The 13,126-nt window shown below is 69.2% G+C and carries 11 protein-coding genes; 7 read left to right on the top strand and 4 right to left on the bottom strand.

The window, feature by feature from the left end; translation table 11 throughout:
* Window positions 1-139 precede the first annotated feature (139 nt).
* Window positions 140-1,624 carry a protein adenylyltransferase SelO gene (locus CEX87_RS17260; protein ID WP_064395891.1) on the bottom strand — a complete coding sequence of 495 codons (1,485 nt, stop codon included), beginning with the start codon at window positions 1,622-1,624 and terminating at the stop codon, window positions 140-142.
* 48 nt (window positions 1,625-1,672) lie between these two features.
* Window positions 1,673-1,924: an ANTAR domain-containing protein gene (locus CEX87_RS17255; protein ID WP_064428051.1), complete on the bottom strand. Its 252-nt coding sequence runs from the start codon at window positions 1,922-1,924 to the stop codon at window positions 1,673-1,675.
* Window positions 1,925-2,118: 194 nt separating this feature from the next.
* Between CEX87_RS17255 and CEX87_RS17250 the strand changes: the two genes are divergently transcribed.
* Genes CEX87_RS17250 through CEX87_RS17225 form a run of 7 tightly spaced genes read left to right on the top strand, consistent with a single transcriptional unit; the run spans window position 2,119 to window position 11,363 of the window.
* Entirely contained in the window at window positions 2,119-3,012 is an 894-nt protein-coding gene (locus CEX87_RS17250; RefSeq protein ID WP_066810889.1) for a mycobacterial-type methylenetetrahydrofolate reductase, read from the top strand.
* Between the two features lie 36 nt (window positions 3,013-3,048).
* The gene (locus tag CEX87_RS17245; RefSeq protein WP_142301102.1) at window positions 3,049-4,218 is read left to right on the top strand and encodes an FUSC family protein; all 1,170 of its coding nucleotides are present in this window, start codon (window positions 3,049-3,051) and stop codon (window positions 4,216-4,218) included.
* Between the two features lie 9 nt (window positions 4,219-4,227).
* Window positions 4,228-4,371, top strand: coding sequence for a hypothetical protein (locus CEX87_RS27245; protein ID WP_158220780.1), 144 nt, complete (start codon window positions 4,228-4,230; stop codon window positions 4,369-4,371).
* A gap of 22 nt (window positions 4,372-4,393) precedes the next feature.
* Window positions 4,394-8,305 (top strand): ATP-dependent RNA helicase HrpA, encoded by a 3,912-nt coding sequence (gene hrpA, locus CEX87_RS17240; protein WP_094288235.1) that lies wholly within the window; start codon window positions 4,394-4,396, stop codon window positions 8,303-8,305.
* 48 nt (window positions 8,306-8,353) lie between these two features.
* Window positions 8,354-9,160: a glutaminyl-peptide cyclotransferase gene (locus CEX87_RS17235; protein WP_082693565.1), complete on the top strand. Its 807-nt coding sequence runs from the start codon at window positions 8,354-8,356 to the stop codon at window positions 9,158-9,160.
* A 37-nt stretch (window positions 9,161-9,197) separates the two neighbouring features.
* The gene (locus CEX87_RS17230) at window positions 9,198-10,199 is read left to right on the top strand and encodes a tocopherol cyclase family protein (RefSeq protein WP_082962278.1); all 1,002 of its coding nucleotides are present in this window, start codon (window positions 9,198-9,200) and stop codon (window positions 10,197-10,199) included.
* 36 nt (window positions 10,200-10,235) lie between these two features.
* Window positions 10,236-11,363: an FAD-dependent oxidoreductase gene (locus CEX87_RS17225; RefSeq protein WP_068202148.1), complete on the top strand. Its 1,128-nt coding sequence runs from the start codon at window positions 10,236-10,238 to the stop codon at window positions 11,361-11,363.
* 39 nt (window positions 11,364-11,402) lie between these two features.
* On the opposite strand, the gene lipE is transcribed toward CEX87_RS17225, so the two are convergent.
* Entirely contained in the window at window positions 11,403-12,641 is a 1,239-nt protein-coding gene (gene lipE / locus CEX87_RS17220) for a lipase LipE (RefSeq protein WP_066810886.1), read from the bottom strand.
* Window positions 12,638-13,120 carry a peroxynitrite isomerase gene (locus tag CEX87_RS17215; protein ID WP_094288233.1) on the bottom strand — a complete coding sequence of 161 codons (483 nt, stop codon included), beginning with the start codon at window positions 13,118-13,120 and terminating at the stop codon, window positions 12,638-12,640. The genes lipE and CEX87_RS17215 overlap by 4 nt, the downstream gene beginning before the upstream one ends.
* Window positions 13,121-13,126: the final 6 nt, after the last annotated feature.

Below are 13,126 nucleotides of genomic sequence, written 5' to 3'. Positions count from 1 at the left end.
GTCTGACCCGGCGGGCAGCAACAGTTGCCCGGCTGGGCTGCCGCGACGACGGGCGAAAGGGGTGCTGCCGCCAGCGCGGCCACGAAAAGCCCCGCGATCAGTGACCGTCGCATCATGAAGGCAGTCTAGGTCGGCTGGCTCAGGTCCCACAGAAGGTTCGGTACTTCCCGAAGTCATCGGGTGCGGGTTCGGCGTACCGCTGCAGACCTGGGCGCTCGTCATACGGCGCGGTGACCGCGTCCAGCAGCCGGTACAGCGGGTCGAGGTCGCCTTCGGCGGCGGTGCCGCCAATCTGGCCGGTCGCGGCGGTCAGCGCCTCCTCGACCAGATGGTTGCGAGGAATGTAGACCGGGTTGACGCGGTCCATCACCGTCGCGTCGGGCCGCAACGCATGCCACCGCGACAGCCACTCGTCGAACGCGGCGAGGTCGAGGAACAGGCCGCGTGCGGGTTCGTCGTCACCGCGGGCCGCATGCGCGAGTTGGCGGAAGAACGACGTGAAGTCGACGTGGCTCTGGTGCAGCTGGGCGATCAGGTCGTTCATCAACGGCACCGCGATCTCGTCGGGCGTGGTGTCGGGCAACCCGAGCTTGGCGCACATGCCCGCCGACAACGCGTCCTGGAACTTGGGCGCGAAACCACCGAGGCTGCCTTCGGCGATCGCAATCGCCTGCTGTTGTTCGTCGGCGAACAACGGCAGCAGTGCCTCGGCCAGCCGGGCCAGGTTCCACACCGCGATCGCCGGCTGGTTGCCGTAGGCGTAGCGGCCCCACGAGTCGATCGAGCTGAACACCGTCTCGGGGTCGTAGGCCTCCATGAACGCGCACGGCCCGTAGTCGATGGTCTCCCCGGAGATCGTCATGTTGTCGGTGTTCATCACGCCATGCACAAAGCCGACCAGCATCCATTTGGCGATCAGCGCGGCCTGCACCGCGATCACCGACTCGAACAACGCGACATAGGGGTTGCCCGCGCCGGCTGCGTCGGGATGGTGCCGCTGGATCGCGTGGTCGGCCAGGCGCCGCAAGAGCTCGATGTCGCCGGTGTTCGCGGCGTACTGGAAGGTGCCGACGCGCAGATGGCTGCGGGCCACCCGCGACAGCACCGCACCGGGTAGCGGCGTCTCGCGCTGCACCTGGCGTCCGGTCGCGACCACGGCCAACGAGCGGGTGGTCGGAATACCCATCGCGTGCATCGCCTCGCTGACGATGTATTCACGCAGCATCGGGCCGACGGCGGCCAAACCGTCGCCGCCGCGCGCGAACGGCGTCGCGCCGGAACCCTTCAGATGCAGGTCGCGAAGCTCTCCGGAGGTCGTCGTGAGTTCGCCGAGCAGCAGCGCGCGCCCGTCGCCCAGTCGCGGGACGTACCCACCGAACTGGTGACCGGCATAGGCCTGCGCGACCGGGTTCGCGCCGTCGGGAACCTGCGTGCCGACCAGCAGCCGCAGCCCCTCGGGTCCGCGCAACCAGGCGGGGTCGATGCCGAGTTCGGCGGCCAGCGGCTCGTTGAGGACGAGCAGCCGCGGTTCCGGCGCCGACTCGGCCTGCCAGCGGACCGCGAGCTCGGGTAGGTCGCTGGCGTAGCGGTCGGCGAAGGTGACGGCGGTGGGTGCGATGCTCACCCTTTCCACAGTACGAGCGGTAACCGGTGCTCCGTGTCGTCGTCAGATTCACAAACGGGCCGAGGTCGAAGTTCCCAACAGGGCGCCCCACTCGGTGAGCACAGCGGTTCGCGCCGCCGCGTTCACACATTCCCCTTTGCCGCTTGCGGCGGTGACCAGCGCGTCGGCGAGCGTGAACAACGGCACCCGATGGTGTTGCGCCGCGCGGATCATCTCGCGGAACGCCTCGTCGACCGTGCAGTGGCGAAGCGCGATGAGAACACCTTCCGCGGTGTCCAAGCATTGTCGTCCGGGAGTCATGGCTCCGTTGGTACCAACCGCAGTCGGCACACGGTTGGTCAGACGCTGGGAATCGACTGGGAGCCCTCGAGCTGCGGAGCCGGAACGGGTCCCAACGGTGCTGTCTGTATGGTGAGGCTTCCTGGCGAGCGCGGATGGTGGTCAAAGAAGACCTGCCGCGCGCGGGAAGAAACCGTCGGATGAGGAGCAGCCCGGTGACGCTGAACACCATCGCGCTCGAGCTGGTGCCGCCGAACGTCGAGCGTGGGCACGAGCAGGCGTTGGAGGATGCGCAGAAGGTGCTGCGATGCTCCGCGGAAACCGGGCTCGACGGCCGCATCAAGCACGTGATGATCCCCGGCATGATCGAGGAGGACGACGACCGTCCCATCGAGATGAAGCCCAAAATGGATGTGCTCGACTTCTGGGCGATCATCACCCCCGAACTGTCCGGGATGAACGGGCTGTGCACCCAGGTCACCGCGTTCATGGACGAACCGACGTTGCGTCGGCGGCTGACCGATCTGTCCAGCGCCGGGTTCGACGGCATCGCGTTCGTCGGGGTGCCGCGCACGATGAGCGACGGCGAGGGTACCGGGGTCGCTCCGACCGACGCGCTGTCGATCTACTCCGACGTCGTGCCCAACCGCGGGGCGATTCTCATCCCAACCCGCGATGGTGAGCAGGGCCGGTTCCGGTTCAAGTGCGATCAGGGCGCCACCTACGGCATGACCCAGTTGCTGTACTCCGACGCGATCGTCGGGTTCCTGCGCGACTTCGCCGAGCAGACCGATCACCGGCCCGAGATCCTGCTGTCGTTCGGTTTCGTGCCGAAGCTGGAGAGCAAGGTCGGCCTGATCAACTGGCTGATCCAGGATCCGGGTAACGCCGCCGTCGCCGCCGAGCAGGAGTTCGTCAAGAAGCTCGCCTCCACAGAGCCGGCGGAGAAGCGCAAACTGATGCTCGACTTGTACAAACGCGTCATCGACGGTGTCGGCGACCTCGGCTTCCCGCTGAGCATCCACCTCGAGGCCACCTACGGCGTGTCCACCCCGGCGTTCGAGACGTTCGCCGAGATGCTCGACTACTGGGCGCCCGACACGCCCTGACGGTTTACGCCTCCCGGCAGCGGGAAGGCCCACCACGTGGTGGGCAGTCTGCTATCCCGTGCCCGGCACGCGTTCCATCACGTGCGGCTCGATCGCGAGACCGCACTGGCCTTGCTGAAGGCCGTCATCGCGTGCACCATCGCGTGGCTCCTGGCGACCAGGGTGTTCGGTTCCTCGCACGCCACCTTCGCGGCGTTCTCGGCCCTGATGCTGGTCGAGATCACGATCGCGGACTCGATCGCGAAGGCCGTTCGCTACACGGCCGCGATGCTCGTCGGCATCGGCCTGGCGGGCGCGGCGGTGTGGCTGTGGGGTGTGGTGGTGTGGCTGTTCCCGGTCATGCTGATCGTCGCGCTGGTGATCGGGCGGTGGCGCCGTCTGGGCGCTCAGGGGATCAACGTCGCGGTGGCGGCGATCTTCGCCTACGGCACCTTCGCGCTGCCCTCCGGTGACGCCTCGGGCGGCAGCCCCCTTCCGTCGATCGCGGGGATGGTTCTGCTGGGTGCGTCGGTGGCGCTCGTGGTGACGTTGGTGGTCGCGCCGCCGCTGCGGTATCGCAGCGTCCGGCACGCCGTGGAATCGGTCAGCGGGTCGATGGTCGAGCTGCTGACGGATATGGCCGAGGGGCTGGTGGACGACGACGAGGTGAGCGAGGAGGTCGCGCGGGATTGGCAGTGGCGCGCCGACACCTTGCCGAACAAGGCGGCGCAGGCCCGCCACACCCTTGACCACGCCGTGCGCACCACGAAGCTCAATGTGCGCCGGCTGCTGGTCCACACCGACACCGCGGTGGCAGGTCACCGGGTGACGGTCAATGCGCTCGAGCGGATCGGCGAAGAGTTGCGATGGGTGGCCACGGGGGTGGTCCGTGCCGTCGCGCGGGAAGAGTCGGGCGCACACCACGACGAGTTCCTCCGCCGCTACGGCACGCTGCTGGCGGCCGTGCGGGATGCCGTCGCGGCTGCGGGGTCGATGCACACCGTCGCCGACTTCGGCGGGCAACCCCTGGCCGAGGAGGCCCGCCGGTGCCGGGCGGCGTTCGACGAACTGACCGCGCACGTCGCCAACCGTGAACTCGACCGTCCCAACCAGTGGGCGATCTTCGGCGGGCTGTACACCGACGCCGAGCGTCTCTGCGACGAAATCGATTCCGCCCGTGACGCATACGCGACCTCCGCGCGCAGCGGCACGGTGCGGCCCACGTAGGACCGCACCGTGCTGGTTGCACTCACGACGCCCGACGTTGTGCATCTACACCGCCGAGCCGGATTCCCGTCGGAGAGTGCACTTCGCCTGCCGGCCAACTGGACGGGCACCCCGTCGACCGCCGACAGCGACGCCCACCTGCCGACGCGCTGACCGGCCGCCTATCCTGGCCGGAGTGTCCGGCCCGTCTGTCGCTGAGCTTCGCGAGCGCCTCGACGGGCTGATGATCCGCGACGCGGCCCGCTTCGGCAGGCGCCTTCGTCAAATGCGCGGCGCGCCTCCGGAGAAGCTCGCCAAACTCGCCGAGCAGATCGCTGCCGCGGAAGCGGTCGTCACGACCCGCGCCGCCGCGGTCCCGACGATCTCCTACCCCGAGCTTCCGGTCAGCGAACGCCGCGACGAGATCGCCAAGGCGATCACCGAACACCAGGTGGTGATCGTCGCCGGCGAAACCGGTTCGGGGAAGACGACCCAGCTGCCCAAGATCTGTCTCGACATCGGCCGCGGTGTGGGCGGCACGATCGGGCACACCCAGCCGCGACGCCTCGCCGCCCGCACCGTCGCCCAGCGCATCGCCGACGAGGTGGGCAGCCCGCTGGGCGACACGATCGGCTACACGGTGCGCTTCACCGACCAGGCCAGCGACCGCACCCTGGTCAAGCTGATGACCGACGGCATCCTGCTCGCCGAGATCCAGCGTGACCGCCGGTTGCTGCGCTACGACACCCTGATCCTCGACGAGGCCCATGAGCGCAGCCTCAACATCGACTTCCTACTCGGATACCTTCGGGGGCTTCTGCCTCGGCGGCCCGACCTCAAGCTGATCGTGACCTCCGCGACGATCGAACCGGAGCGCTTCGCGGCCCACTTCGGCGGTGCGCCGATCGTCGAGGTGTCAGGGCGCACCTATCCGGTCGAAATACGTTACCGCCCTTTGGAAGTCGCCGCCCCGGTCGACGAGAGCGATGACCCCGACGATCCCGACCACGAGGTGGTGCGCACGCAGACCCGCGACCAGACCGAGGCGATCGTCGACGCCATTGCCGAGTTGGAGAACGAACCGCCCGGCGACGTGCTGGTGTTCCTGTCGGGTGAGCGGGAAATCCGTGACACCAGTGAGGTGCTGCGCGGATTGGTCGGTGCCACGACCGAAGTGCTACCGCTGTACGCACGGTTGCCGACGGCCGACCAGCAGCGGGTGTTCGCGCCCCGCCACACCGGCCGCCGCATCGTGCTCGCGACCAACGTCGCCGAGACGTCGCTCACGGTGCCCGGAATCCGCTACGTCGTCGACCCGGGCACCGCCCGCATCTCCCGCTACAGCCGCAGAACCAAGGTGCAGCGGCTGCCGATCGAGCCGATCTCCCAGGCGTCGGCCGCGCAGCGGGCCGGGCGGTCCGGACGGACGGCACCGGGGGTATGTATCCGCCTCTACTCGGAGGAGGACTTCGCGGCGCGGCCGCGCTACACCGAGCCCGAGATCCTGCGGACCAACCTGGCCGCGGTCATCCTGCAGATGGCGGCCCTCGGGCTGGGCGAGATCGAGACCTTTCCTTTCCTCGACCCGCCGGACCGGCGCAGCATCCGCGACGGTGTGCAGCTGTTGCAGGAACTCGGCGCGTTCGATGCCGACGGCGCGATCACCGATGTCGGCCGCAGGCTCGCGCAGCTTCCCGTCGACCCCCGTCTGGGCCGCATGATCCTGCAGGCCGACACCGAGGGCTGCGTGCGCGAGATCCTCGTGCTGGCCGCGGCGCTGTCCATCCCCGACCCTCGGGAGCGGCCTGCCGACCGCGAGGACGCCGCGCGGCAGAAACACGCCAGATTCGCCGACGAGCATTCCGATTTCGTGTCGTACCTCAACCTGTGGCGGTACCTCGGCGAGCAGCGCAAAGAGCTGTCCGGCAATGCGTTTCGCCGGATGTGCCGAGACGAGTTTCTGCACTATCTGCGGATCCGGGAGTGGCAGGACCTCACCGGGCAGCTGCGCAGCATCGCGCGCGACCTCGGGATCACGGAGTCCAGCGACGTGCGAGAACCCGCCGACCCCGCAAGTGTGCACGCCGCGCTTCTGGCGGGCCTGCTATCGCATATCGGGCTGCGCGACGGTGACGGCCGCGAATACCAGGGCGCGCGCAACTCCAAGTTCGTCCTCGCGCCCGGTTCGGCGCTCACGAAACGTCCGCCGCGCTGGATCGTCGTCGCCGATCTCGTCGAAACCAACCGGCTGTTCGGCCGCGTCGGGGCCCGTATCCAACCCGAAGTCGTCGAGCGCATCGCGGGCGATCTCGTGCAGCGCACCTACAGCGAACCGCACTGGGACGCCCAGCGCGGGGCGGTGATGGCCTTCGAGCGGGTGACGCTCTACGGGCTGGCGCTGGTTGCCCGTCGCCGGGTCGGCTACTCGCAGATCGAACCGGACCTGGCGCGCGACTTGTTCATCCGGCACGCGCTGGTCGAGGGCGACTGGCAGACGCGGCACCACTTCTTCCGCGACAACGCCCGCCTGCGCGAGGAACTCGAGGAACTGGAGGAGAAGGCCCGCCGACGCGACCTGCTGGTCGGCGACGAGGAGATCTTCGCGTTCTACGACGCACGCATCCCGGCGGATGTGGTGTCCGCGCGGCACTTCGACGCATGGTGGAAAAAGCAGCGCCACGTCACCCCGGAGCTGCTCACGTTCACCCGCGACGATCTGCTTCGTACCGAGGACGCGGTCGATGGCCAGCCCGACGCGTGGCGGGCGGGCGACTTGGCGCTGCCGCTGAGCTACCGCTTCGAGCCGGGAGCCGAGGACGACGGTGTGACCGTGCACGTGCCCGTGGGGGTGCTGGCCCGGCTCGGCGGCGACGAGTTCGCCTGGCAGGTACCGGCATTGCGGGAGGAGCTGGTCACCGCGTTGATTCGCTCGCTGCCGAAAGACTTGCGGCGCAACTTCGTGCCCGCACCTGACACGGCGCGCGCGGTGCTCGACGCGATCACTCCGGGAGCCGAGCCGCTGCTCGAGGCCGTGCAGCGTGAACTGCACCGCCGCACCGGCGTGCTGGTGCCGGTCGACGCGTTCGACCTCGACAAGCTGCCGTCGCACCTGCGCGTCACCTTCGCCGTCGAAGGCGCCGACGGCACCGAATTGGCGCGGGGTAAGGATCTTGACGCGCTGCAGCATGAACTCGCCGCGCCGGTCCGGCGCGCGGTCGCCGATGCGGTGGCGGGCGGCCTCGAGCGCACCGGATTGCGCACGTGGCCAGACGATCTCGACGAGATGCCGCGCACTGTCGAGCGGACCGCCGGCGGCCACACCGTGCGCGGATATCCAGCGCTGGTCGACAAGGGCGGCGCCGTCGACCTGCATGTGTTCCCGACCGCGGCCGAACAGCAGGCGTCGATGGGGCCCGGCACCCGCAGGTTGTTGCGCCTCGCGGCGCCGTCACCCGTGAAAGCCGTTGAACGAGGACTGCAGCCGCGCACCAAGCTCGTCCTCGGCGCCAATCCCGACGGGTCTCTGCAGGCGCTGATCGAGGACTGCGCCGACGCCGCAACCGATATGCTCGCACCCGCGCCGGCGTGGACCCGCGAGGAGTTCACCGCGCTGCGCGAGCGCGTCGCCGCCGACCTGGTGGCCACGACGGCCGGAATCGTCACCCGCGTGGAGAAGGTGCTCGCGGCAGCGCACGACGTCGAGGTGGCGTTGCCGTCGGCGCCTTCGGCCGCGCAGGCCGACGCGATCGCCGACATCCGCGCACAGCTGGACCGGTTGTTGCCGCGCGGCTTCGTCGCGGCCACCGGCGCCGCGCACCTGGCCGACCTGACCCGCTATCTGCTTGCCATCGGCAGGCGGCTGGAGCGGCTGCCGCAGGCGCCCGCCGCCGACCGCGAGCGGATGGACCGCGTACATGCGGTCGAAGACGCGTACGACGAGCTGGTGCGCGCGTTGTCATCCGCGCGCGCCGCCGGCGCCGACATCCGCGACATCGGCAGGCAGATCGAGGAACTCCGCGTCAGCCTGTGGGCGCAGCAGCTGGGCACGCCCCGCCCGGTCAGCGAGCAGCGCATCTACCGCGCGATCGACGCGGTGCTGGCCCGCTGAGAGCCATATAGCGGCACGACGCCCGCGCATCCGGTAGGCATGTGACCTATGTATGCCTCGCTGATCCGGCGTGCGGCCGCGGTCCTGCTCGCGGTCGCGACGGTGTCGTGCGGCGGCTCGTCGCCGCCCGCCCAGAGCGACACACCCGCCCCGTCGGGATCTGCGCCCGTCATCGAACCCGTTGTCCTCGAGGAGATTCCGCACGACATCACCGCGTGGACGCAGGGCCTCGAGCTCGACGGCAACATCCTCTACGAAGGCACGGGCATCGTGGGCCAATCACAGGTACGCGAGCTCGACCCGGCCACCGGTGCGGTGCGGCGCGCGGCACCGGCCCCGAACAACTACTACGGCGAGGGCATCACCGTCGTCGGCGACCGTATCTGGGAGCTGACGTGGCGCAACGGGGTGGCGGTGGAATGGGACAGGGCCACCCTGACCCCAGTGCGAGAGGCGGCGGTCGACGGGGAGGGCTGGGGTCTGTGTCACGACGGTGACCGGCTGGTCCGCAGCGACGGCACCGACCGGCTGCGATTCCACGACCCGGCGACCTTCGCCGAGACCGGCTCGGTGGCCGTCACCCGCGACGACCAGCCGCTGCGCAATCTCAACGAGCTCGAGTGCGTCGACGGCCAGGTCTGGGCCAACGTCTGGCACTCCGATGAGATCGTGCGCATCGATCCGGCGACGGGCAGGGTCAACACCGTCGTCGACGCCGCCGGGCTGTGGCCCGGTCAGGGCGACGACCGGGAGAAGGTGCTCAACGGCATCGCGCACGTCGGCGGCGACGAATACCTGCTGACCGGCAAGTTCTGGCCGTCGATGTACCGGGTTCGGCTCGACCCGCCGGGCTGAGGGTTTGCACCGCGGCCGAACCGTCAACGTAGCGGTCATGACCGCTCTCGACACCACCAGGGACGCGACGCGGCTCGTCGCGGGGCCCATCGCAGGCGTCTATCGGCGCACCGGCGCCGATCTGCCCTTCGGCGATCCGCTGACCTCGCACGGCACGGAGATGGAGGGCTGGTTCTGGCGCCTGACCGATGCCGCGTCGGGACGCGCCGTGGTGGCGTTGTTCAGCGTCAACCAGCATCCCGACGGCGACTGGGCGACCACCGCGGTGGCGTTGCACCCTGGCGAGCGGGTGTACAGCGCGGCGTTTGACGGCGCCCACGCCGGCGCGGACCCGTTTCGGCTCGACGCTTCCGACGGACGGTTCCACGCGACATACGACCGGCTGCATGCCGACCTTCCCGGCGTGCGCGTCGACATGCGTTTCGACGACCCGATCCGCTGGCCCAAGGCGCTGGCCGGCGGCGGGCTCGCCTCGGTCATACCGTTCCTCAACCAGTACTGGCATCCGTACCGGCTCGGTGGATCCGCCACCGGCACCGTCGAATTCGGCGGTGAGCACTGGGAGTTCGACCGCGCCAAGCTCTACACCGAACGCAACTGGGGCGCGGGCTTCCCACAGCGGTGGTGGTGGGGTCAGGCACACGACTTCGGCGACGCCGACGTCTCGGTGGCGTTCTCCGGTGGACTGCTCGCGCTCGGACCGCTCAAACAGGATGTGGCAGGCGTCGTCGTCCGGCTCGAAAACAAGGTGCTGCGCTTGACCCCGCCGACGGCCTGGGTGCGCTCGGACATCGGCGACGGTACGTGGCGGCTGCGCGCGACGTCGCTTCGGTACCAGATCGAATTGCACGGCGACGGTACGCATCTCGATCCGCATGTACTTCCGGTGCCCCTGCCCGCCGAGCGGCGCAACGTCGACACCGACTTTGAACACCTCGCAGGCAGGTTGCGCTGCGTTGTCAGGGATTTCGGCAGGGTGATCTTCGACGGGGAGTCCGAGATCGCGGGTCTGGAGGTCGGCAGCCTGCCCGGTGACTAGGGTGAGGTGAATGCGACTGGGCAGGATCGGCGGACGGTGACGCGTCCTCGGGTGGTCGTCGCGGGCCTCGGCGACAGCGGCGTGCTGACCGCGATCAAACTCGCCCGGCACGCCGACGTCGTCGGTGTCTCCGCCAAACCTGGACTGCTCAGCGGCCAGGAACTCGGCATGCGCATCAGCAGGCCGCAGGACTGGGCCCGCTACAACTGGATTCCGTTCCACCGATTCCGCGGACTCGACCACGTCCGCACCGTGCACGGCACGCTGACCGGGCTCGACCGGGCGGCCAGAAAAGTGTTCGTCGAGACCGCCGCCGGCGGCACTGTCGCCGAACCCTATGACGCCCTGGTGATCTCGACCGGGGTCAGCAACGGCTTCTGGCGGCAACCGCATCTGCAGTCGGCCGACGAGATCACCACCGAACTCGGTGCGGCACACCAGCGACTGGGATCGGCGCGGTCGGTGATCGTCATCGGCGGTGGCGCCGCCGCGGTCAGCAGCGCCGCCAACCTCGCCAAGGTGTGGCCCGACAAACGCGTCGACCTCTATTTCCCTTCAGAGCGTGCCCTTGTGCACCACCACCCGCGGGTGTGGCAGCAGATCAGCCGTCAGCTGACCGGCCTCGGCGTCGGCCTGCACGCGGGCCATCGTGCGGTGCTCCCGGACGGCTTCGCGTGCGACGAGATCACCGACGCACCGGTGCAGTGGAGTACCGGGCAGCCGGCGGCGTCGGCCGACGCGGTGCTGTGGGCCATCGGCCGGGTCTCACCCAACACGCAGTGGCTGCCGCCCGAGTTGCTCGACGAACACGGCTTCGTGCGTGTCACCCCCGAACTCCGGGTGCCCGGCGCGCCCGGTGTATTCGCCGTCGGCGACGTCGCCGCGACCGACCCGCTGCGAAGCTCGGCCCGCAACCGCGCCGACGGGCTGCTCGCCCACAACATCCGCGCCCACTTCGGCGGCAAACCGCTGCGCGCCTACCGCCCCGCGAGCCGGCGGTGGGGTTCGGTGCTCGGACCGCAGGCCGACGGGCTCGAGGTGTTCACCCCCAAGGGGCAGGCGTTCCGATTCCCCGGCTGGTCGATCGACCGCGTGCTGATGCCGTGGATCGTCTGGCGCGGCTTCTACCGCGGCGTGCGCTCGGATTCTTCCCGCCGAACCTGAAGATATGCCGCAAGCTGCGGTGATTTCTCGAGCAGAAGTTCAGTTTCGAGGCAGCGCCGACGTGATCGTGTCCAGCAGGGCCCCGTACCGGTTGGCCTCGCGATGGGGGCCGGGCTTGCCGCTGCTGATCACCCCGGCGGCCAAACTGCGCTGCGGATCCGCCCATACCGCGATGTTGGTCAGGCCCGTATGCCCGAACGCGGCGGGGGCATTGCGACCGAACGGCCCGAACCGCTTCGACCCGAGCATGAAACCGGTGCCCCAGCGCAGCGGCGCCAGCCCGACCGCGACGTCGGGGCGCAGCCGCCGGGCTTCGGCGGTCGCATTGCGCAGGGTCTCCGGCGCCATGATGCGTACGCCGTCGAGTTCGCCGCCGCGTCGCAGCAATTCGGCGAACCGCGACAGCTCGTAGGCCGTGGAGACCGTGTTCGACGAGGGCAGCACGCTGGTCAGGTACTGCGGGCTGTTCGAGAACGGGATGATCTTGTACATTGAGCCGCCGACCGCCAAGCGGAACACCGTGGCGGCGGGCTGAGGGAGCTCCTTGCCGGTGGCATGGCTGGGTGCGACCAACGGAACGTCTTGTGCCGCAACGCCGTAATTCGTCCACCGGAAACCCAGCGGTTCGAGGATCTCGGTCGCCAGGATGTCGCGGATGTTGCGTCCGGCCGCGGCGCCGACGATCTCGCGCATCAACGGACCCCAGGTCAGTCCGTGGTAGATGTGCACGAGGCCCGGCCGATACAGCGGTTTGAGCTCGCCGAGCTTTTCCCGGGTGTACTCGCTGTCGTCCATGCGCCGCAGATCCGGGCGCGGCCCGGTGTGGATCGGGATGCCCGCGCTGTGGGTCATCACATGCCGGATCGTGGTGCGGTGCTTGCCGTGGCTGGTGTAGCTGGGCAGGTACTCGCAGACGCGGTCGTCGAGAGAGAAGACGCCGCGCTCGACGAGCATGTGCACGACCGTCGTCGTGATCGCCTTGGCCGCCGAGTACGCGCAGAACGGTGTCTCGGTGGTGACGGGCACCTTCTCGGTATCGGGTGGGTCGGTGGGACCGTTGCCCCATCCGTGTCCGATCGCCCGGTTCAGCACGACCTTTCCGTTGTGCCGCAGGCATATCTGGATGGCGGGATGCATCCCGGCCTCATACCAGTGGCGTGCGGCCTGCCAGATGCGTTCGATCGCCACGGGGTCGACGTTCGAGTGGTCTTCCTCGCCGACCGCGGTCACGGCGTCGAGATCGTCGGGCACTCGTATCCTGCCGTCAGGCGCGGTCATTCGGCCGCCCTGTGCAGGGTCGCACCCAGGTGGTGTTGCAGCGGCTGACCCATCGCGGCCATCCGCAGCGTGTAAACCAACTCGTCGCCGTCGACGCGGATCGAACGACCCACCGCAACAACATTTTTCGCAGTGGAGGTGAGCCCGATCGAGGTCGCGGTCAGGTCGAGCTCGATGACCGGTCCGGTGATCGCGAGCGTGCCCTCCTCGATCTCGGTGATCCCGGTCGGATGGGCCAGCACCCATTCGGCACGGCCGGGGGACGGCACCCGCAGATAACCCGTCTCGGCGTGCAGGGGCCGGCCGTCGTCGGCGGTCGTCTTCTGCCGGTACGTCAGGAACGGTTTGCCGACATGGTCGAACGCGATCTGCTCGTGGTATCCGAACGGTTGGATCGTGGGGTACTCACCGGCGCCTCGACCGGACCAGACGCCGAGCAGTGGGCGCAGCACGGCGATGTCGGGGTGAAGGTCGGCCACCCGGCC

Source organism: Mycobacterium lehmannii (assembly GCF_002245535.1).
Classification (GTDB): domain Bacteria; phylum Actinomycetota; class Actinomycetes; order Mycobacteriales; family Mycobacteriaceae; genus Mycobacterium; species Mycobacterium lehmannii.
Note: the sequence above shows the minus strand (reverse complement) of the source record. Positions and strands in the feature narration are given on the sequence as shown.